Consider the following 22342-nt stretch of genomic DNA (forward strand, 5'->3'; position numbering starts at 1 on the left):
TTTAGTTTATCAGTGCCACCAAATAGTGGAGATTCAAACTTTTCCGAATATTCGGGAAAAATAGCCGCATAAAAAAGGCTGCCCTTTTCGGACAGCCTCTTTTTATACCTTGCTGTTTGTAAGGTACTGTTCCCTTCAAATTTGGTAACCCAAAGCCAATCATTTTTTATTTTTATTATCCCGTAAGCGAAAATTTCTTACTTTAGGATTTTTAGGTTTCCTACAAACGGATCACATACACAAAAGGACATGATACAAAGCATCATAATTGGGTCAGGGAGTTACTTGCCGACCATTCGAATTCCTAACGACCATTTTTTATCCAGAGATTTTTACGGAGCCAACGGAGAAAGACTGGCTAAACCGAACCCAGACATTGTGGCTACCCTGCAGAAGATTACCGAGATCAGCGAAAGGAGGTACCTCGAAGACGATTTGATGACTTCCGATATGGGGTATTTGGCCGCACGAGATGCCTTAAACGATGCGTCCATCGATGGGGAATCCCTTGATTACATCATCGTCGCCCATAATTTCGGAGATATTCGGAAAGACAACATACGGATCGATACCTGTCCGACCCTTGCAGCCAGGGTTAAGCATAAATTAGGGATCGCTAATCCCTACACCGTAGCCTATGACCTACCTTTTGGCTGCCCCGGTTGGGTTCAGGGCATGATTCAGGCCAATTACTACATCCGATCCGGAGATGCCAAGCGTGTGATGGTGATCGGTGCGGAAAACCTATCCAGAATATCGGATCCACACGACATGGATAGCATGATTTTTTCCGACGGTGCCGGTGCGGTTATTTTGGAAGCCTGTGAAACAGAAGAAAAGGTGGGAATCATTACCCATATAACCCGGTCGGACACCCTGAATCACGCCCATTTGCTTACCATGGGCCCCTCATACAATCCGGATTTTCCCGACGATACGCTCTTTTTAAAGATGAATGGAAGGAAACTGTACGAATACGCCATAAAAACCGTCCCTCCGACCGTAAAAGCCTGTATCGATCGGGCCGGACTGCCACTTGACCATATTAAAAAAGTATTGATTCACCAGGCAAATGCGAAGATGGACCACAACATTCTGGAGCGGCTGTTTCACTTGTACGAACAAGACCGAGTACCGGAAGACCTCATGCCCATGAGTATTCAGAAATTGGGAAATAACTCGGTTGCGACCGTCCCAATCTTATACGATTTGGTTGCTAAAGGTAAGTTGGGTCACCACCGCTTTGTTCCTGGCGAATACGCATTGTTTGCGTCGGTGGGCGCCGGCATGAACATCAACGTTATGGTCTACCGACATCCCGAATGAAACCATGCTTCCCATGAAAAAGATAGATTCACACCAGCATTTTTGGCAATACGACCCCGAGCGGTACCCCTGGATTGGGAACGGCATGGAGACCATTGCCAGAGACTTTTTACCGGCTACGCTGCACCCACACCTTCAAGCCCATGAGGTAGCGGGTACGGTAGCCGTACAGGCCGTTTCCGAAGAATCGGAAACCCACTTTCTACTTCATTTGGCAGAGGAATACCCCTTTTTGCTTGGCGTGGTTGGCTGGGTGGACCTTCGGTCGAGCGGCCTGCAGGATACCTTGCATGCCTATCAGCCTTTTAGCAAGCTAAAAGGCTTTCGGCACCTACTGCAGGACGAAAAAGATCCCGATTTTATCTTGCAGCCTTCCTTTCAGCAGGGACTGCAACTGATTTTCGAGGCTGGCTACAGCTACGACTTGTTGGTACTTCCGCATCAATTGGACGGCGCCATACAAACAGTGGCCAATTTTCCCGAGGGTAGGTTTGTACTGGACCACCTGGCAAAGCCAAAAATTAAACAGGGGGCGATTGCTGATTGGAAGGTGCAGATTGAGGAACTCGCCGGGCATCCGCAGGTTTGTTGCAAGGTATCCGGAATGGTGACGGAAGCCGACTGGACAAATTGGAAAAAGGATGATTTTTTTCCTTACCTGGACGTGGTGGTCGAAGCTTTTGGCGAGGATAGGTTGTTGTTTGGGTCGGATTGGCCGGTTTGCGGGCTCGCCGCTACCTATGGGCAGGTCGTTGGGGTGCTGGAGGAGTACTTGAAGGAGCAATCAATAGCTTTGCAGGAGAAAATCTGGTACGAAAATGCCCGACAGTTTTACAGACTTTGACTAAATAAAAAAAAATGAGACGGTATTGTTTCGCATTGGATCTACAGGATGACCCGGCGGCTATCGCGCGTTACAAGGCGCATCACCAGCAGGTTCCTGCTGCCATTGAAGATAGCATCCGAGAGGCAGGCATACAAGTGATGGATATTTATCTCACGGGCAATCGGCTTTTTATGATCATGGAAGTGGGAGAGGAGTTTTCCTTTGAACGAAAGGCGGAGATGGATGCTGCCAATCAACAAGTGCAAGCGTGGGAAAAGTTGATGGGGAGCCTTCAAAAATCCCTGGCTTGGGCCGCGCCGGGTGAAAAATGGGTTCGAATGGAGCAGATTTTTTCGCTGGGGAAATGAAGTGAAGCGGACGCTTTCGCTAGTCCTTTCGAACTTCTTTCTGTTTCTGTACGAGACAGAGAACAAACTGCCTCTAGAAAGGTATGTTTTATCCTCAATCAAAAAAAAAGCTACCTGTAGGCTCAGGCAGCTTTTTTATACGGGTGTACGTTTGGTGGTTACATGTTTTTCACCTCACTTACAAGTCCGTTTAGTACTTTTTTCGCATCTCCGAACAGCATGCGCGTTTTTGGATCGAAAAAGAGCGCGTTCTGAATGCCGGCATAGCCGGAGCTCATGCTTCGCTTGATCACTATGACGTTGGTAGCTCGATTTACTTCCAAAATGGGCATGCCATAGATCGGGCTTGAAGGATCATCGTTGGCAGCGGGGTTGACAACATCGTTTGCGCCGATGACCATGACCACGTCCGTATTGGGTAGCTGTTCGTTCATGTCGTCCATTTCGATTAATTTGTCGTAGGAAACATCCGATTCCGCCAACAACACGTTCATGTGTCCGGGCATCCTACCCGCAACGGGATGGATACCATAGGTTACTTCCACGCCTTTTTCTTCCAGAATTTTTTCCAGGTCGTGTACCGCATGCTGTGCCTGTGCTACAGCCAGCCCGTATCCGGGAACGACCACTACCCGTTTGGCGTAAGCCAATAGGATTGCACTGTCGTAGGTATTGATTTCCTTGGCCACCTGATCTCCGTCTTGCCCGGCTGCAGCGGTGCCGGCCGCCGAACCGAAAGAGGTGAATAAAATATTACTTACAGAGCGGTTCATCGCTTTGGCCATCAGCAAGGTCAGCAAAAGGCCCGCAGAGCCTACCAGAATTCCACCCATGAGCATCACCTTGTTATCGTACAGCAAACCCGTGGTAGCTGCGGTCACACCCGTTAGGGAGTTGAGCAGAGAGATGACAACCGGCATATCGGCACCCCCGATGGGGTAAACGAATAGCAATCCGTAGATCAATGCCAGCGCAACCAGTCCGTAAACAAACAGGGGTTTTGGCTCAGCGGCCATAAGTACGTATACCGCCAGGGCAATGGCCAGGCCCAACACCAAAAATGCGAGAATCTTGTTAACGCGGATATCTTTTATGACACCCTGTAGCTTACCCATGGCAATCATGGATCCGGAGAAGGAAACGGAACCGATGATCAAGCTCGCCATCAGGACACTGCCTTTTCCAATATCGTCTATCGCGAGGTCTCCATATTCTACCAGTCCGATCAACGCTGCTGCCGCACCACCCATTCCGTTGAAAAACGAGACCAGCTGGGGCATGGCGGTCATTTGTACCGTTTTGGCCGAATATAGGCCGCCTACTGTACCGAGGGCAATGGCAATTAGAATAAGGACTATATTATCCAATCCGGGGGTAAAAAAGGAAACTACAATGGCCAGAATCATTCCAGCCAGTGCGATGCTGTTCCCTTTTCTTGCCGATTCCGGATGACTCATCAATTTTATTCCCAGAATAAAAAGCACTACCGCGACCAGATAGCCTATATCGATTAATTGTAAAATCATGACGTTTATTTTTTACCGGGTTTCTTTTTAAACATTTCTAACATGCGGTTGGTAACGGCAAAGCCTCCTACCACATTCAACGTGGCGAGAAGTACGGCCAGAAATCCCAACGTCAGCGCCAGGTAATTGGCCGGGTCGGTTTTTCCCAGGACGATGATGGATCCCACGATCACCACGCCGGAGAGGGCATTTGACCCGGACATCAGGGGCGTGTGCAACACCGTCGGGACTTTAGAGATGACTTCTATCCCCACAAACACCGCCAGGATAAAAATGTAAAATTCCTGTTGATTGACAGATATGTAGTTGATGATTGCTTCCATTTTACTTTAATAAAGGTTCATAAATAATCGCACCATCGTGAGTAATGCAGGTTCCTTTGATGATCTCGTCCTCGAAATTGAGGTTGATTTTATCTTCGTTTAGCAATAACTTCAATAAGTTTTGCACGTTTTTGCTGTACATTTTACTCGCGTCTTCCGGCATGCTTGCTGGCAGGGCTGAATTCCCAATAATGGTAACACCCGATAACGTGACCGTTTTGTTGTTTTCTGTTCCTTCGCAATTTCCTCCGTTGGCCGCGGCTAAATCTACCACTACCGCACCTGCTTTCATTTTCTCCAACATGCTTCTGGTAATCAAAATGGGTGCTTTTCTGCCGGGGATAAGGGCCGTGGTGATGACTACATCCGATTTGATGATTGATTTTTCGAGCATTTCCGATTGCTTCTGCTTGTATTCCTCGGATTGTTCTACGGCATATCCTCCTGCTCCTTTATCCTCAACCGCACCTGGCACTTCCACAAATTTTCCTCCGAGGCTTTCTACTTGCTCTTTGACCGAAGGTCGGGTATCAAAGGCTTCGACCACGGCTCCCAACCGTTTGGCGGTAGCGATTGCCTGTAGTCCCGCCACTCCGGCCCCGATGATTAGCACTTTGGCTGGGGCAATGGTTCCGGCGGCGGTCATCAACATGGGGAAAAAGCGCGGTAAATTGGCGGCTGCAAGTAATACGGCTTTGTAACCCGATACGGTGCTCATCGAAGACAGTACGTCCATGCTTTGTGCCCGGGTGATACGCGGAATGGAATCCATGCTTAGCAAGGTGACACCCGTCTCGGCGAGGGATTTCATCAGTTCTCTAGCTACAAGGGGCTGGTATACGCCAACCAGGTATTTGCCACGAGACAATTTTTTTTGATCTTCCGCATCAAGGGGTGTAATCTGGAAAATCATCTCTGCTGTTTCCAGTACTTCTACCCGAGATTTGACGGTTGCTCCCGCTTCCTGATATACCGCATCCGATAGGAAGGAGGAATCTCCCGCCCCCGTTTCGATCAACACCTGATTGCCCGATCCGGTTAGTACCTTTACTGCTTCCGGGTGCAGGGAAACCCTGGTTTCCGGCGAAGGTTCTTTTAAAATTCCTAAAATCATATTGGTGGTTAATTGATTGATTCAAAACAATTCCTTTTCCAGAGGTTGCCAGTACTTGTAGGTTAAGGTGGCCAAGGTAATTTGGCAGTGCAAAAAAAGCACTTTTTTAGGGATTTTACAGTAATCCCTTTCAAAAGTTTCGCAAAATAAAAGCTAAAACCATTTTTTTAATTAAATTTCAAAACATAATCAAAAAAATAGCGAATTCCCGGACAGCCCTTTGGTTCAATCCCGATGGATGTTCGTTAAGACAACCGAACAAATAAATTGTACCAACGTATGCAAACTGCTTATTTATCTCTTTTACTCCTTTTTAGTTTCCCAGTACTGATGCAGGCGCAGGACGGTAATTCCGGAGAAAGCCTTCCTTTTCTCGATTATTGGCCAATTGTGCTATTGCCCATATTTGTCATTGTGTTGTATCGGTTTTGGAAAAAACGCAAAAAATAATGCAGGTTACCCGGAAGTACCGTATTTTTAACCTGCCGATTGGGCGCCGACCGAAGCCTGTCAATTAACTGAATAAAACCCGAAATTCATGACCCGTTTTACATTCCTTTGGTTTTACCTACTCGTTCTGTTTGCACACAGGACCGTCGCACAGGAGGAGTTGCGCATCGAAATTGCCGATGAAATCGCCTACTCCATCGAACACGAAATGGTCAACCTATGGTATCCCAAAGCCTACGACAGCCAATACGGCGGCTACCTAAGTAGCTTTGAGTACGATTTTTCGCTTTCCGAAAATCAGCAAAAAATGATTGTATCTCAAGCCAGGCATCTTTGGACGCTATCCAAACTCATGGAGCGGTACCCGCAAGTGGACCATTACGAGCGGGGTGCAAAAATTGGTTTTGAGTTTTTGCGGGATTCGTTTTGGGATGCGACCTATGGTGGGTTTTTTACGCTGCTTAACCGAGCTGGAGATTTGCCGGGCGGCAGTAATGGCGAAAAGACGGCCTATGGCAATGCCTTTGGGATTTATGGCCTGGCCGCTTATTACCGGGAAACCGGCGATCAGGAAGCCTTGGATTTGGCCAAAAAGGCGTTCCACTGGCTGGAAGCGCACAGTTACGACCCGGTCTATGGAGGGTATTACCAGTCCCTTTCCCGGGACGGGAACCCGCTGCCGCGGACGCCAGACACACCCTCTACTTCCACGGTAGGCTACAAAGATCAAAACAGCTCCATTCATTTGCTGGAAGCATTTACCGAATTGTATCAGGCGTGGAAAGATCCCTTGCTGAAAACGCGTACCGAGGCACTTCTGGTGCTGATTCGGGACAAAATTGTACAGGAGCAAGGATATTTGCAGTTGTTTCTGCATCCAGATTGGACGCCGGTTAGTTTCCAGGATCAAGGTAGGGAAGCGATTGAAAAGCACCATTCCATCGACCACGTTTCCTACGGCCATGATGTAGAAACAGCCTACCTGATGATGGAGGCTTCTCATGTGTTGGGATTAAAAAACGATTACAAGACCTGGGAAGTTGGGAAAAAAATGGTAGACCATGCGCTCAAATTTGGTTGGGATGATGGTGTGGGTGGCTTTTATGATGGAGGCTATTATTTTCCCGGTGAGGATGCGCCCGAAACGGTGAAAGATACGAAAAATTGGTGGGCACAGGCCGAGGGATTAAACACCCTGCTGATCATGGCAGACCTGTATCCGGACGATTCGAATCGCTATTTTGACAAGTTTAAAAAACAATGGGAATACATCCAATCCTACCTGATCGACCACGAGCATGGTGAGTGGTACTCCGGTGGCTTGGATAAGCAGCCGGAAATGAAGCGGGAAAGGAAAGGGCATGTTTGGAAAACGGCCTATCATAATTTTCGCTCCCTTACTAATTGTGACCGGAAGCTTCGCGATCCGACCCACTTAGCCCTTACCATTAATACGGGTGATCATTGAAAAAGGACATGGATTTCGGCGTTCATAAAATTTCGATTTTCCACTGCCTAACTTTTCCTTATATTAACCGCCCAAAAGTAATCCTATTTGTTTTTTCATGGCGTTGATGAAAGACAAATCATACAAACGAACAATGAATCCAACTATTCCAAAAGGCACCGGCATCAAAATGCGGTTGCCCCTGTTCAGTCTACTGGGACTGGTCGTTGCATTTTCTTGCAATCCTTCTCCCGAAGCATTGAAGATCAAGCGCATTGATAGCGAGACAGCAACCGAAATGGCGAAGATGCTGGAAAATCAGGTTCAGCCGGAACTCGAAGAGGGCCTGGAAATTCGCCTATGGGCATCCGATTCCCTGGTTTTTGATCCCATATCCATTGATTTTGATGATGATGGAGCCCTTTATTACAGCCGCACCAACCGACAAAAAAATTCCGAGTTTGATATTCGTGGCCACCAGGATTGGGAAATCAGGTCAATTGGCCTGCAATCCATCGATGATAAGCGGGCTTTTCTTCGGGAAGAATTATCGGCAGAAAACAGCGATAAAAACCAATTTCTCGCTGATGTGAACCAAGACGGCGTGCGCGATTGGAGAGATATGACCGTTGAAAAAGAGCATATCTACCGACTGTCGGATACCGATGGCGATGGTCTGGCAGATCAATACCAGCTTGTATTTGAGGGGTTAAACGAAGAGGTTACCGATGTGGCCGGTGCGGTCATGAAGTACGGGGATGATCTTTTCGTAGGCGCCGGTCCAGACATGTGGCGCATGCGAGAAGACAATCGTACCGGTTTGGTTGAAGAAAAAATGTCTATTTCCCATGGCTATGGCGTACACATCGGCTTTGGAGGGCACGGGATGTCCGGTGCAGAGATGGGGCCCGATGGCCGGGTTTACTGGGGAATTGGAGATATTGGCTTTCAGGGAACCGATCAGGAGGGAAACACCTACAATTACCCAAACCGGGGTGTCATCGCCCGATCCAATCCGGATGGGACGGGTTTTGAAATTTTCGCCATGGGCGTACGAAATACGCATGAATTCGTTTTCGATGCCTATGGTAATCTGATAAGCGTGGATAACGACGGCGATCACCGGGGCGAAAGCGAACGTCTGGTGTACCTGGTAGACGGCTCCGATACCGGTTGGAGAATCAACTGGCAATTTGGTAAGTACCGGGACCCCAAAAACAATTCCTATAAGGTATGGATGGACGAAGGTATGTACCTACCCCGGCACGAAGGGCAGGCGGCGTACTTTATTCCCCCCATCACCAATTACATCAATGGCCCAACCGGGATGTTGTACAACCCAGGCACCGCACTGGGGGAAGACTGGAAAAACACATTTTTTGTCGCTGAATTTGTCGGAAACCCCGCGCGCTCAGGCATACATGCCTTTACGCTGGAACCCAGGGGAGCCGGGTTTTCCCTGAAAGAAACCAAAAAAATCATGGGGGGAATTTTGGCCACCGGTATGGATTTTGGACCGGATGGAGCCTTGTATTTTTCCGATTGGATCGACGGTTGGGGAACAAAAGATAATGGTAGGGTTTGGAAACTGGATGACGTTTCCGGTAAAAATAGTCCCATCCGCAAGGAAACCGAAAGCCTTATGAAAGCGGACTTTGGAGCGAAGGAACTTTCGGAGTTGGGAACCCTATTGGAACATGCAGATCAACGAATCCGGCAAAAAGCACAATTTGAGTTGGTAAAAAGAGGGAAGCAGGGGTTTGATGTATTTGAAAAACAGCTGCGTCAGACATCGGTGCAACTCGCCCGTATTCATTCCATTTGGGGGATTGCCCAGATGGAGCGAGCGGGTGATTCAGTAATGGGCGGTCCATTATTGATGACCTACCTCACCGACGAGGACCCGGAAATCCGGGCACAGGCTGCACGTTGGTTGGGCGATATTCGGTATGAAAAGGCTGGTGAGGCATTGATTCCGCTGCTAAAGGATCCATATGCCCGGGCACGGTTCTTTTCGGCTGAAGCGCTGGGTAGAATTGCGCACGAACCCGCCCTACAACCCATCGTCGCTATGTTGGAGGAAAATCAGGACACGGATCTTTACCTGCGACACGCCGGAAGCCTGGCTTTGGCGAGAATTGGAAAGGCCGCTGAGGTGGCTGCCTTGCACACCCATGCATCTGCTGCAGTTCGTTTAGCCGCCGTGATTGCCTTGCGGAGAATGCAGGACCCTTCGATTCAGGTATTTTTACAGGACTCCTCGGAATACATCGTTGCAGAAGCGGCCCGTGCCATCAACGATGACTTTTCCATACCGGAGGCATTGCCTGCTCTGGGAGACTTAACCCAAAAAAGTGGACTTCAATCGGAGCCACTACTCCGCCGGGCCATCAATGCCAACCTCAGGGTAGGTACAGACGCGGCCCTAGCCAATTTGCTTGCCTATGTTTCCAACGAAACCGCACCGGTCTCCATGCGCCAGGAGGCATTGGAAGCGCTATCCACCTGGGCAGCACCTTCGGTATTGGATAGGGTAGACGGTAGGTACCGGGGAGTGGTAGTGCGGGACCCATCTGCTCTTCGGTCACGGGCGGACGCGATCCTGGGCCCCTTGCTTGACCATCCCAAGGCTGAGTTGCGTTTATCGGCGGTTCAAGCCTGCGGAAAGATTGGGTTAGCGGAGACTTCCGATCGACTCTTTCTACGACTTACAAGCGACTCAAATGCAGCCGTGCGGGAAGCCGCACTTCGTGCGCTGGCCGGTATTCAGTGGGAAGGAATGGATCGGGCGCTGGAACGCGCCACACGCGATCCGGAAAAAAATGTACGCATCGCTGGTCTTGATCTGATGGATACCATGGATTTTCCCGGAAACCTGTTGGCGGATTTGCTGAAAGACGTGATAGAAAAGCAGGAAATCGAAGAAAAGCAAGCTGCCCTCCTGGCGTTGACGAAAGTGGAAGCATCCCACGCTGCGCCTGTTATCCAATCGCTTCTCGATCAATGGGAGGCGGGAAAACTCCATCCGGGATTGGTTTTGGAGTTGGGTGAGGCAATTGAATTACTTGATAATGAATCCCTTGAGATACGATTTGCTTCCCTGCAGACCGCTTTGGCCACCGATGATTTGTTGGCCACGTACGCAGGAAGCCTCTATGGAGGGGATGAAAATTCCGGAAGGAGAATTTTCTTTCAGCACCAAACCGGTCAATGCATCCGCTGCCACGCCTACGACGACTACGGTGGAACGGCGGGACCGAGGCTGAATGGAATCGGAGCCGTCCTGAATCGCGAGCAATTATTGGAAGCCCTTATTGATCCAGGCAAGCGCGTAGCCCCCGGCTATGGAATGGTAACGCTGAAATTGGCGGACGGTGAAACTGTAACGGGCATATTGGTAGAAGAGAACGAGGATGCGGTTTTTCTAAAAATTGGAAACGATCCGGAAAAGACCGTGGCAAAAAAGCAAATCAAGGAACGGACAAATGCCCAATCCTCGATGCCCGACATGAAAGGCTTACTGAGCAAGCGGGAGATGCGCGATTTGGTCAGTTTTTTGGTTACCTTGACCGAGGAATGGTAATTGGTGATGCCCGCGCGTATTTAATACACAAACGAAATAACAAGAAGGAAAATAATTGGTTTACATCTTATGGTTAAAGGTATTCATTTAATGTGCGTAAGCGGATTTTTTAGAAAATATTTTTTGTTGGCGTTATCCCTATCGGCCTTCGTTACCTGTTCGCAAAAGCCGGAAGAAGTATTCGAAAGCCGCGAACTAAGCCAGGAGGAAGTAAGTCAGCAGGCAGCTGCAATTCTGAACCTGGTAAAGCCGGAATTTCATCCGAACATGGCCTTGGATATTTGGGCGGTAGATTCCTTGGTAGCAGACCCGATTTCTATGCAAATGGACGATGACGGAACAGTTTTTTACTCGAAGACCAACCGGAGGAAGATCTCTGAATTTGATATACGAAGTCACCAAGATTGGGAAATAGCATCTCAGAAAATGCGGCATGTAGACGATAGAAGGGCCTTTATCCGGAAGGAACTGGCGCCCGAAAACAGTGCAACTAACGAATGGCTACCTGATATAAATGGAGACGGATCTCATGATTGGAAGGATTTGACGGTAGAGAAGGAAAATGTCTTTCGATTAGAAGATACGGATGGAGATGGACGTGCGGATCGGTCTCAACTGATTGTTCGTGATTTTCATGAGGAAATTTCGGATGTGGCTGGTGCGGTTTTGTACCACGAGGGTGAATTGTTTGTTGGCGTGGCACCAGATCTTTGGAAATTGCGTGACAGCAACGGAGATGGGATCTTGGACGAGAAGGAGTCCCTGGTGCATGGCTTTGGCGTGCATATCGGCTTTGGAGGACACAACATGTCCGGACTGAAGGTGGGGCCGGAAGGCAAGATTTATTGGGGTATTGGAGATATTGGGTTTAACGGCGTAGATAAGGAGGGCAATGAACATGTGTATCCCAATTGTGGAGTAATCGCCCGGGCCAATCCCGATGGCAGTGACTTCGAGATTTTTGCCTATGGGGTCCGAAATACCCATGAATTTGATTTTGACGGATACGGCAACCTGATTAGCGTGGATAATGACGGCGATCACCGTGGGGAAAGGGAGCGGATTGTCTACCTGGTAGAGGGGTCGGATACCGGCTGGCGGATCAATTGGCAATTTGGTAAATACCGTGATCCCAAGAACAATTCCTACAAAGTCTGGATGGACGAAAACATGCACTTGCCCAGAACCGAAGGGCAGGCGGCCTATTTTATACCCACAATTGCCAATTACATCAATGGGCCTACCGGAATGGTTTATAATCCCGGAACAGCCCTGGGCCCCGAATGGAAGAATAAATTTTTTGTTGCCGAATTTGCTGGAAATCCCGCACGCTCCGGCATTCATGCATTTGATCTGATACCCAAAGGGGCTGGATTTGAAATGGGAGAGACCGAACAGCTCGTGGGAGGTATTCTTGCTACGGGAATGGATTTCGGTCCCGACGGCTCCCTGTATTTTTCTGACTGGATTGATGGTTGGGTCAATAAAGGATACGGAAGAATTTGGAAATTGACCGATACTACAGCTCCTGCCGATTATTTTCGATCGACTGCTGCCCATTTAGCGGCGGATTTTGGAGAGCGCTCCCTGGAGGAATTGGGTAATCTTCTCTCCTACGAAGATCAGCGCGTACGCCAAAAAGCCCAGTTTGAACTGGCAAAACGCGGTGAGGAAGGATTTGAGATCTTTCAGGCCCTATTGAGCGAGAACGGAAATCAATTCGCGCGCATTCACTCGATCTGGGGGATTTCCCAGCTGGCACGGAAGGATACCGAAAAGGCAGCCGCATTGCTGCCGCTTCTGTCCGCAGGCGATGATGAGATTCGCGCCCAGGCCGCCAAATGGCTGGGTGACCTACGGTATACCGAAGCAGCAACGGCTTTGGTTCCCTTACTCAATGATCCCCATGCCCGGGTTCAGTTTTTCGCTGCCGAAGCAATCGGTAGGATCGGACACCGCGAGGGCGCGGAAGCACTGGTAGACCTTTTGGTACAAAATCAGGACGAAGATCTATATATCCGCCACGCTGCCAGTCTTGCTTTATCCCGTGTTGCCGAGCCCGAATTTTTGATCGGCTTGGCGGAGCATTCATCAGTTTCCGTGCGATTGGGAGCCGTCCTGGCGCTTAGGAGACTCAGACACGAAGGTGTCCAGCAGTTTTTGGCGGATGAGAGCGAATACATTGTTGCCGAAGCCGCTCGGGCAATAAACGACGATTTTTCCATTCCGGCAGCTTTACCGGCACTTGGCAATCTTCTAGTGAGTGGTAAATTTAATTCAGAGCCCTTGATCCGAAGAGCCATCAACGCCAATCTCAGGTGGGGTTCGGAACAGGCCCTGTCCAATCTTTTGAACTACAGTATGCGCTCCGACGCACCCGAAGCCATGCGCATGGAAGCCATTGCCACCCTTAGCAGCTGGGCATCTCCCTCCGTACTTGATCGGGTAGACGGCTGGTACCGGGGAGAAATCGAGCGAGATAGGAACCAACTTCAGGCGACTAGCTCCGAAACCTTACAGCGGTTGACCGCGAGCAGTAGTCCGGAAATCCGTAAAGCAGCTGTTCAGGCGCTAGGTTCGGTGGGAATCGGCGAATCTTCCGGGAATTTGTTGCGTCTGTTAGCGAGCGACCCGGCTGCCGAAGTGCGGGAAGCCTGTCTTCGGGCCCTGGCAACAATCCCGAATGCTCCCGTTGGTGAGGCGATAGAAATTGCCCTGGCCGATAAAGAAAAATTGGTACGTGTGGCAGGATTGGCGCTACTGGAACAGCAGGACATCAACGATGGTACGAAAGCATCCTTATTGGAGGAGGTGATTCAAAAAAGAACCGTTGAAGAGCAACAGGCGGCGGTCACAGCCCTGGCAAAGCTGGACGAAAAAGCCTCTCTTCCCGTCATGGAACAGTTACTGGATCAGCTGGAAAGTGGGCAGTTGCCTCCGGCTATCGAATTGGAGTTTTTTGAGGCCATGGAAGCGATGGAAACGGGAGATCTGCTAAGCCGCTATGAAGAAATTAAGGCGGAAATGTCGGAAGACGATCTGCTCGCCAGTTATGGGGGAAGTATGTATGGTGGCGATGTGGCAAAGGGGAGGAGAATCTTTTTCCAGCATGCGACCGGGCAGTGTATCAAATGCCATGCATACGACGATTTTGGCGGAAATGCGGGGCCAAAGCTTAATGGAATAGGGAAGACCCTTAACAGACAACAGTTACTGGAAGCCTTGATCGATCCCAGCAAACGATTGGCACCAGGCTTTGGGGTGGTTACCTTGACGTTGGATTCCGAAAAGACCCTTGCCGGGATAAAAGTGGACGAGGATGCCAACAGCATTACACTAAAAATGGGGAACCAACCCGATACGCTGATTCAGAAATCACATATTGTGACACGTCGGGATGCCCCGTCCAGCATGCCCGATATGAAGGAATACCTCACCCGAAGGGAAATCAGGGACTTGGTAAGTTTCCTGGCCACCCTTGAAGAACCATTTAATTAATTGTATACCTTTGTAATGGTATGCGTCGAATTCGTAAAAGTTGGTTTCTAAGGAATTTTTGGACCTTCATGGCTATTTATGTGCTCAACTGTAGTGTGGACATGCCTGACGAACACGCCGATCACGTTCCCGAGGACCTTCAAATAAACGATCAGGAAAGCATCGTGGAACTGATTTTGGAAGTGGGTCTTGGAATGGAAGATGCCATTCCCGAACAAGAGGATGCCGACGCAGACCAGGAAAACTCTTTAAAAAAACCCTTTTCATTTGATTTGCTGCTCTTTTTTGATAGTTCGCATATAAGGTTGAGGTTCATTTCCTGTATTCAATCTGATTTTTCATTGAACAATTTGGGAGGGATTCGGCCAGGATTTTTTGAAATACCTTCCCCGCCTCCGGATTTTACCTGATAGGTTTTCCGGATAATGTATCGCTCCTCACACTTCAGGAGCTTGTTTTTTACGTCTAAATGTTAACAAATGATGAATCGAATAGCTTTGATCAGTTATATGCTGATCGGAATGTATTGGCGTGCATACGCCCAAACAGAATCCGATAGCCCCAAGGAAATGCTTGACAGCATGTACATCTCCGATATTGAGGATCGGGAAAATCCTGCAAAAGTACTCCACGCAGAGCCCTTGTACATTGACCTGATTCGAGACTTGGGGGCGCGTAAAGGGGAAAAAGAATGGAATGTAGGACTGGGACTAGCCGATCGAGAGCGGTACGACGAATACCTGGCTCTGGTGGAATACGAATGGGCGCCTATGGACCGATTGGGATTGGAGGTGGAATTGCCCTTTTCGTTTTACTACCCGATTAATGGAAGCGAGTCGGCTCCCGGGAGCAGGTTAAACAGTCTGAAACTTGCCGGTCAATATTCTTTTTTTGTTTCCGAAAAACACAAAACCTCAATGGCTATTGGCTATATACACGAATTTGAACTAAACCAATTCTCCCGCTACAAAGAAGGCCGTATTTTTTCTGGAAATGCGTACAACCCATTTTTCATTGCAGCGAAGCGCTGGGGCAGGAATTACCACACGTTGGTTTATACAGGCCCCTTTATTCAGGATCATTTCGATACTTCGGGACTGACGGTCAGTTGGCAGGTAAACACAAACTTCCACTACATGATTAGCGGGACCCGAAACTTTATTGGCATTGAATTCAATAAGGAAGTGACCAATGGGGTATTCACTGCGGTCATGCGGCCACAAATGCGCCTTGGAGTTGCGGAAAACCTACTGGTTGGAATCGTAACTGGGATTCCGCTGAGTAGAGAAAATGAGCGGTTTAGTTCATTTTTACGCTTGATTTATGAACCGGGTCATTAGCACCCGACCCGTTTCATCCTTCCGGGATGGGGATGATAGGTGCCTTTTGGTCCCTGAATCGTTGATAGCGTACGTAGCGAGGGCGACTAGGAAAGTTAGTCGTGTTTCTCCTTTGGTAGCTAAAGCGACCATTAATTGATCTGATTTGGTCCGGGATATAAGGCATCAGCTATTCGGAGGATTTGCCGCTGGAAGCAAGGTTTCCCGGTTTCAAAAGCCTGTATTCAGTCATTCAAAAGCCAACAGTGCAATGAACCACTACTGCTTGCGACCATCCAGGCAAGGATGCTGTGATCCAAAAAAATGCGTTTACCATACCTGCTGCTATCCCGGTAAATTTTCGTCGGCGTGTATGGGGCCTGGTTTGCTTCTTAGGTGCATCGGTTCCTGGCTGGACAATACGGCGCTGACCTCAGAAATGACGGATAGGGCAATCTCCTCGGGGCTTTCCGCACCGATGTTCAGCCCCATGGGTCCGTAGATTCGTTGTAGATCCCCGGATGAAAGGTGGATCCCTTCCTTTTCCAGGTTCTCAATCAATTTTTCCAGTTTTTTCTTTGGTCCCAACACGCCTAAATACGGGAATTGATAGGGGTGCAGGCCACTCATGATGGCAAGGTCATACGTGAAATTATGCGTCATCAACAATACGGCTGTTCGTCTGTCCGGGCGCAATTCGGGAAGTATTTCTGCGGCTTTCCCAACCAGTAATTGAGCGGCCATGGGAAATCGGGATTTTGTGGCGTAATCAGACCGTCCATCCACGAGAATCAATTCCCATCCCATGACCGAGGCCAGTTGCGTCAAGGGTATCACGTCGTTTCCAGCGCCGACGACAAGCAACTGTACCGGAGCCGCAATGAATTCCACAAAGGCTTGCAGGGTATCGGTCGCTTCCGCAGGAACGATCAGGGACTGCCGCTGATCCAGGACTTTTTCCGCCTTTTTTCGAACAAATTCGATGGAGGGTTGCTGTAAAGAATCCAGGTTGGCATTGGTTAGGAATCCGTTTCCGTGAAACAGCATGCAGGTACCAGTCTGTGGGGCTCGTTTTTTTTGAGTATCAAAGAACGTGACAATCACCTTATCCTCCCTGTTTTCAAGGGTTTGTTTCAATAAGGCAATGGGATTGTTTTCCGTATTCGGCAGGATGGGTTCGATAAGAATATGAATGATACCATTGCAGCCCAGGCCAACGCCAAACTTTGCGTCGTCTTCATCAGTAGTATCGTAGGTAACGAGCATGGATTTCTCACTAAAAATGACCATTTGGGCCTTTTTTAGCGCATCTCCTTCCAGACATCCGCCGGAAATAGCGCCTGTCAGCTGACCGTTTTCAGTGACCAGCATTCGAGCGCCCGGCCTCCGATAAGAAGATCCATCCACTTTTACTACCGTAGCCAATGCAGAAGCCTCTCCGTTTTGAACAGCCATTTCGTAGGCTTTTACAATGGATTTTATTTCTTTCATTGGTTGCTAGAAGTTATCCTTGTGAAAATAGGTTATTGGAAAGACTTCGTTTTTCTTAAAAACGGTGGCATCCGCGGGTAGGCTAAGAAATGCATCGGCTTCCGATAGGTGCACCCAGTCCCCGGAACCCGAATTTTTGATCGGCACTGCCCAGATTTTACCTTCCCGTATGGTTGTTTTCACCAATAGGTGGTAGGTTACCGGTCGGTTAAAAACGACCTCTTCCGCCAGAATAGCGGAAGGGGTTTCGGTGTCCCGTTGCAGGGAATTGGACAACCAGGTTTTGAAATAGGTGTGAAAACAAACCAGGGTAGAGGCTGGGTTTCCCGGAAATCCGAAAACAAAACAATCACCTTTTCGGCCAAACAAAAACGGTTTTCCGGGTTTTTGTTTGACTCCATGAATAAGCGTATCCACCCCCAGTTCACGGAACACTTCCGGAAGAAAGTCGAATTTTCCCTTGGATACGGCTCCGGAAAACAGCAGCACCTGGTATTCCTTCAGCGCTTTTTCAATTCCGTCTTTAAGTTCCTGCCGTTCATCTGCCAAATGGGCCGTTTTGGCGTTGATCCCGAGGTCTTTTAGGGCCGACTCGAGCATGTACACATTGGAGCTTCGAATCTGATGGGGGAGAGGTGGCTGCTCCACCGGCACCAGTTCGTCTCCAGTGGCACACACGAGTACCCTGGGAAGTTGACGAACGCTTACCTGTGCATGGCCAAGGCTGGCGAGTACGCTTAATTTTCCCGCGTGGATCCAATTTCCTTTTTCCAAAATTCGGTCTCCCTTCTTCGCATCCGTTCCTTGAAGATGTACGTTTTGATACGGCGAATACTGTGCGCTGTCTACTTCAGCCATTCCATCCAGCAGGCGAATTTTCTCGTAGGGAATCACACAGTCGGTATTTTTTGGTAGCATTGCCCCGGTCATTACTTCCAGACAATGGTTGGAATTGGATAGGCTACGTTGGGGCTGACCGGCTGCCTGAATGCCTTCGATACGGTATCGTTTGTTGGTTTTCAGCGATGCAGCCTGAATGGCAATGCCGTCCATGGTTACCCGGTGAAACGGCGGCGCATCCCTGTCCGCAAATACATCGGCAGCGAGGGTATGGTGCAGGCTTTGTTGAAACGGTAGCGACGTGTCCGGTAGGGATAAGGGGTTGGTTGAAAGTATTTCCTTGGCTTCGTGTACGGATATCATGCGGAAGGAGGTTGTCGGTGCAATTCGGGGGATTATCCCCCCAAAAAGGACATGGACTTTTTCGGAATTTTTTTGCTTTGGGCTTCTGCTTCAAACCCATCTTTCGCTTTTCTGGCTACTGCCTGTACGATTTCTTCGACAAGAAGGGCCTCAGTCACCCCGCTTCGAAGGACGTCGCGAAGATTGGCGACCGGTGGTCCATACAGGCAGGTTCGCAATTCGCCGGTGGCAGAAAGTCGAATTCTGTTGCAAGTGCCGCAAAAGGTTCGACTAAACGCGGGAATAATCCCGAAGCTACCTGCGTAACCCGGAACCCGGTAGTTGACCGAAGTGCTGTTTTTTTCATCGGGGACCTTCACAAGGTCAGGGAAATGTCCCTTTATGTAGTCAAACAAGGCAATATGGTTCCAGGTGGGTGGCACAAACGAACCGGTACCGTTAAAGGGCATTTCTTCCAAAAAGCGGACGGATATGGGTTGGGTTTCGGTCAATTTCACAAAGGGTAGGATGTCTTCCGTATTCTTATTCCCGTCGACCACACAATTCAATTTGACAAGAAACCCTTCTTCTACTAACTTCAGAATACAGGCAAATACCTCTTCGAAGCGATCCCTGCGTGTGATTTGGTAAAACCGCTGTCGATCCAGTGAATCCAGCGAAATGTTGATTTTCCGAATGCCCAACGTTGCCAACTGTTTAATTTGGGAATTGGAGATCGACCCATTGCTGGTGAGGGTGATTTCTTTTAGTTCCGGGTGCCGGGAAAGTTGAGTCAAAAAGTCCATGATGCCCTTTCGGACAAATGGCTCGCCTCCCGTGATACGAATTTTTTTGACCCCCAACGATAGAAAAAGCGTGCACAAGTAATCCAGTTCCTCGTAACTGAGCAGATCTTTTCGTTGAACAAAGTCGATGCCTTCCTCTGGCATGCAGTAGTAACACCTGAAGTTGCAACGATCCGTGACCGACAACCGCAGGTAATCCAGTGTTCTTCCGTAACTATCTGTCAGCGTTCCTCTCATACAATTGGCGTATTCTTAATATTCATTAAGGATGGGCATTTACCCAAACCGTATTATCCGTAAAATACTCTTTTTTCCAAATAGGAACCCTATTTTTCAATTCGTCAATCAGGTATCGGCTGGCTTCAAAGGCATCGTTTCTATGGGCGGTAGCGGTACCAATAACCACCACGGGATCACCTACTTTCTTATTTCCAAGCACATGCACCATCAGCAATTTCTTTATTGGCCACCGTTCCATCGCCTCTGCGGCGATTTCCTCCATTTGGCGAATGGCCATGGGTTCGTATCCTTCAAACTTGAGTTGAACGACCGTTTTTCCATGGGCATGGTTTCGGACACTTCCGATGAATAGGTCGATACCCCCCGCCTCCGGGTGCTGAAGCCAGGAATACACTTCAGGTAGATTGATCTGACTGACCAGTTTTATTTGCTTCATTTCAACCTCCACTTACGGGTGGTAATAGGGCGATCTCTTGGTTTTCCGCTAGAAGCCGTTCGTCAGTTGCGTACTCCTGATCTACCGCAATGGCAAAACTTGAGAGATTTCCCATCTCCGGATAAGATGCCAAAATCCATTGCTTCAGACTTTTTACCGATGTGATGCGTGCTTCTTGGGGTACCTGCAAGATTTGCTCCCCGATAATCTCCTTTGAAATTCCGAATAGAAGAATTTCCATAGCTGGTTTATTTGGTTTTATTAGGATGGTTAAATTTACATAATCGAATTTGATTAACCGCGAAAATAGGCCGGTTATTCTGTATGGAAATACCGGCACGCTAAATTTCTACTATGCGGTGACCTGTGCGGTACAATTCCTCATCCCTTCTACCGAATCTCCCAAATCGGATAAAGAAAAATAAATCGTAATTCTTTTAATTAAGCTTAAATTAAGGATTTTTATTAGGGAAAAATACGAAAAAATAATGTAATATTTTGGGTTAACGCCAAATTTAATAAACTCTAGCGCTAACTAAAATAAATAATTCGAAATTCAAACGATAATTTTATAAAAAAATTTAAATGAAGTAAAAAATTGTGATTTTTGGGAAAAATACATTACTTGTACCTGGTAATGTCATTATATAACCGATGTCAACTGAAAATATCAATTCGGTTCCTGAACTGGTAAGCTGTTTAAAGGAGGGGGACCGTGATGCCTTTCATCAGCTTTACGAGCTATTTGCTACCAAGATCCTTTGTACCTGCAAAAAAATGTACCTGACCCATGAAGATGCAGAGGAGGTCGTTCAAGAAGTGTTTTTGAAGGTTTGGGAAAAAAGGCAAGGCTTGGACTGTACCCTGTCCTTTAATGCCTATCTTCTTACGATGATGCGCTCTTCCATTTTTAAACGTTCACGCAAACAAGCACTTGAAATCGCATACCAGAAATACCAGCTGAATTATGGAGAGCGCGAAACGGGGAGTGTAGAACTGGAATTGGAGTACGAAGAGTTAAAGCATTTTTCGGAAAAAGCCATCGCGGCCTTGCCTAAGGGACAACAGGAAGTGTTTAAATTGAAATTTACCGAGCACTTGACAGCCGATGAAATTGCCGGACGGTTGCAGCTTTCCAAACGAACCGTCGAGAATCAACTCTACAAAGCGACCAAAAGGCTAAAACAGGAGTTTTCGTCCAGTGATTTGATTCCTTCCGATCTCTTCGTCTTTTTGCTATTTTTCTAATTCAATCTCCTTTTTATTTTTTTATTTTAGTAAAAAAGCGTATTTCCTTAAAAAATATGGAAATATTGCGCTGCGCATAAGTAAATATCCTGTCTGGGGGATATATACCGTATAACCTAGCAGGCGAAGATGAAAAGCTTTAATCAAAATTGGAAAGATTTTCACGAAGGCAAACTTTCAAAAAGCCAGGCGCGGGAATTTATTACGTACCTGGATAGTCCCGATGGGCATCGGGATTTTCAGCAATTGTTGAAAATGGTGTGGGGGACGGAGGCCAATGCAGGGCAGAAAGGCATGGGGTTGCCAGGCAAACCAGAACCTCCGGAGCCGGGTAAGCGGCTGGATCGATCGGCTGAATCGCAACGGAAGCAAAGCAGAACTCCCCGGCGCATTGCTACCTGGCTTAGGTATGCGGCCTCTCTGGTTTTCTTTTTGCTGATGCTGCGTGAAATTGGATTCATGAATGAAGCGGCAGACACACAAAACAGTTCCGACAAGAAAGAACAGGCCGCTTGGGTAATTAAATCCAATCCAAAGGGAAGGAAATCGAAAATTCTATTACCAGATAGCTCTCTGGTCTTTTTAAATGCTGGCAGTGAACTCAGCTACCCGCGTAATTTCACGGAAAACCGTCAGGTTCTGTTGCGAGGTGAAGCATTTTTTGAGGTAAAAAAGTACAAGCAGCAGCCATTTCTCGTAAAGACTGCTCACGTAACAACCACCGTTTTAGGTACTTCTTTTAATATCAACACCGATTACCTGGAATCCACTGAAATTGCTTTGGCTACCGGTAAAATCAGTATACGAAATGACTATACCGGTAAGGATATGCTTCTTCGTCCGGGTGAAGCCAGTCTCGTTTCCAGGGGAGAGCAACCCATGAAAAAATTTACTGTAGATCCGGCGAAAATTCCCTTATGGACCGAGGGCGTTTTACATTTTGAAAAAGAACCCTTTGTGTTGGTCAAGAATAAGCTGGAGAATTGGTACGGCGTTGAAATCGCCGTGAATGGACCCGTGCCGGACGTGAAATGCTCCGGAACGTTCGAAAAGCAGGCGTATTTGTCGGATGTGCTTGCCGTTTTGGCGCACTCCGTGCGTTTTTCCTTCGATATTGAGGGTAAAAATGTGGTCATTTATCCCATATCAAGTTAAGTTT

General features: G+C 48.1%; 18 protein-coding genes. 10 read left to right on the forward strand and 8 right to left on the reverse strand.

Going from position 1 to position 22342, the window contains the following annotated elements; translation table 11 throughout:
- Window positions 1-249 precede the first annotated feature (249 nt).
- The 3 genes from GCU44_RS10090 to GCU44_RS10100 are packed head-to-tail and all read left to right on the forward strand — an operon-like array spanning window position 250 to window position 2520.
- A complete protein-coding gene (locus GCU44_RS10090) occupies window positions 250-1326 on the forward strand; it encodes a 3-oxoacyl-ACP synthase III family protein (RefSeq protein WP_154856292.1) in 1077 nt (358 codons plus the stop codon).
- A 13-nt stretch (window positions 1327-1339) separates the two neighbouring features.
- Window positions 1340-2170: an amidohydrolase family protein gene (locus GCU44_RS10095; protein WP_154856293.1), complete on the forward strand. Its 831-nt coding sequence runs from the start codon at window positions 1340-1342 to the stop codon at window positions 2168-2170.
- A 14-nt stretch (window positions 2171-2184) separates the two neighbouring features.
- A complete protein-coding gene (locus tag GCU44_RS10100) occupies window positions 2185-2520 on the forward strand; it encodes an L-rhamnose mutarotase (protein WP_154856294.1) in 336 nt (111 codons plus the stop codon).
- 158 nt (window positions 2521-2678) lie between these two features.
- Here GCU44_RS10100 and GCU44_RS10105 read toward each other — a convergent pair whose 3' ends face one another.
- From GCU44_RS10105 to GCU44_RS10115, 3 genes are read right to left on the reverse strand one after another with little or no spacing between them, the layout of a single operon-like run.
- The gene (locus GCU44_RS10105; RefSeq protein WP_154856295.1) at window positions 2679-4046 is read right to left on the reverse strand and encodes an NAD(P)(+) transhydrogenase (Re/Si-specific) subunit beta; all 1368 of its coding nucleotides are present in this window, start codon (window positions 4044-4046) and stop codon (window positions 2679-2681) included.
- Window positions 4047-4051: 5 nt separating this feature from the next.
- On the reverse strand, window positions 4052-4369 hold the full coding sequence (locus tag GCU44_RS10110) for an NAD(P) transhydrogenase subunit alpha (RefSeq protein ID WP_092169831.1): 318 nt from the start codon (window positions 4367-4369) through the stop codon (window positions 4052-4054).
- 1 nt (window position 4370) lies between these two features.
- A complete protein-coding gene (locus GCU44_RS10115; protein ID WP_092169828.1) occupies window positions 4371-5483 on the reverse strand; it encodes a Re/Si-specific NAD(P)(+) transhydrogenase subunit alpha in 1113 nt (370 codons plus the stop codon).
- A 538-nt stretch (window positions 5484-6021) separates the two neighbouring features.
- Here GCU44_RS10115 and GCU44_RS10120 point away from each other — a divergent pair.
- The 5 genes from GCU44_RS10120 (at window position 6022) to GCU44_RS10140 (ending at window position 15801) form a co-directional block, all read left to right on the forward strand.
- Window positions 6022-7401, forward strand: coding sequence for an AGE family epimerase/isomerase (locus tag GCU44_RS10120; protein ID WP_154856296.1), 1380 nt, complete (start codon window positions 6022-6024; stop codon window positions 7399-7401).
- A 133-nt stretch (window positions 7402-7534) separates the two neighbouring features.
- Window positions 7535-10963, forward strand: coding sequence for a HEAT repeat domain-containing protein (locus tag GCU44_RS10125; RefSeq protein WP_154856297.1), 3429 nt, complete (start codon window positions 7535-7537; stop codon window positions 10961-10963).
- A 126-nt stretch (window positions 10964-11089) separates the two neighbouring features.
- A complete protein-coding gene (locus GCU44_RS10130; RefSeq protein ID WP_241684900.1) occupies window positions 11090-14461 on the forward strand; it encodes a HEAT repeat domain-containing protein in 3372 nt (1123 codons plus the stop codon).
- Between the two features lie 20 nt (window positions 14462-14481).
- Window positions 14482-14871 (forward strand): hypothetical protein, encoded by a 390-nt coding sequence (locus GCU44_RS10135; RefSeq protein ID WP_154856299.1) that lies wholly within the window; start codon window positions 14482-14484, stop codon window positions 14869-14871.
- 69 nt (window positions 14872-14940) lie between these two features.
- Window positions 14941-15801: an HAEPLYID family protein gene (locus GCU44_RS10140; protein WP_317175333.1), complete on the forward strand. Its 861-nt coding sequence runs from the start codon at window positions 14941-14943 to the stop codon at window positions 15799-15801.
- 324 nt (window positions 15802-16125) lie between these two features.
- Here the strand turns inward: GCU44_RS10140 and GCU44_RS10145 are convergent, their stop codons facing one another.
- From GCU44_RS10145 to GCU44_RS10165, 5 genes are read right to left on the reverse strand one after another with little or no spacing between them, the layout of a single operon-like run.
- Entirely contained in the window at window positions 16126-17271 is a 1146-nt protein-coding gene (locus tag GCU44_RS10145) for an XdhC family protein (RefSeq protein ID WP_154856300.1), read from the reverse strand.
- A 6-nt stretch (window positions 17272-17277) separates the two neighbouring features.
- Window positions 17278-18474, reverse strand: a complete 1197-nt coding sequence (locus tag GCU44_RS10150) for a molybdopterin molybdotransferase MoeA (protein WP_154856301.1) — start codon at window positions 18472-18474, stop codon at window positions 17278-17280.
- A gap of 32 nt (window positions 18475-18506) precedes the next feature.
- Window positions 18507-19496, reverse strand: a complete 990-nt coding sequence (gene moaA / locus GCU44_RS10155) for a GTP 3',8-cyclase MoaA (protein WP_154856302.1) — start codon at window positions 19494-19496, stop codon at window positions 18507-18509.
- Window positions 19497-19521: 25 nt separating this feature from the next.
- The gene (locus GCU44_RS10160; RefSeq protein ID WP_154856303.1) at window positions 19522-19935 is read right to left on the reverse strand and encodes a molybdenum cofactor biosynthesis protein MoaE; all 414 of its coding nucleotides are present in this window, start codon (window positions 19933-19935) and stop codon (window positions 19522-19524) included.
- Between the two features lies 1 nt (window position 19936).
- Entirely contained in the window at window positions 19937-20176 is a 240-nt protein-coding gene (locus GCU44_RS10165) for a MoaD/ThiS family protein (RefSeq protein WP_154856304.1), read from the reverse strand.
- 413 nt (window positions 20177-20589) lie between these two features.
- Here GCU44_RS10165 and GCU44_RS10170 point away from each other — a divergent pair, with 413 nt between their 5' ends.
- Both GCU44_RS10170 and GCU44_RS10175 read left to right on the forward strand, forming a co-directional pair.
- Window positions 20590-21183: an RNA polymerase sigma factor gene (locus GCU44_RS10170; RefSeq protein WP_154856305.1), complete on the forward strand. Its 594-nt coding sequence runs from the start codon at window positions 20590-20592 to the stop codon at window positions 21181-21183.
- 129 nt (window positions 21184-21312) lie between these two features.
- Window positions 21313-22338 carry a FecR family protein gene (locus GCU44_RS10175; RefSeq protein WP_154856306.1) on the forward strand — a complete coding sequence of 342 codons (1026 nt, stop codon included), beginning with the start codon at window positions 21313-21315 and terminating at the stop codon, window positions 22336-22338.
- Window positions 22339-22342 lie beyond the last annotated feature (4 nt).

This window comes from Cyclobacterium xiamenense (assembly GCF_009467825.1).
Lineage (GTDB): Bacteria > Bacteroidota > Bacteroidia > Cytophagales > Cyclobacteriaceae > Cyclobacterium > Cyclobacterium xiamenense.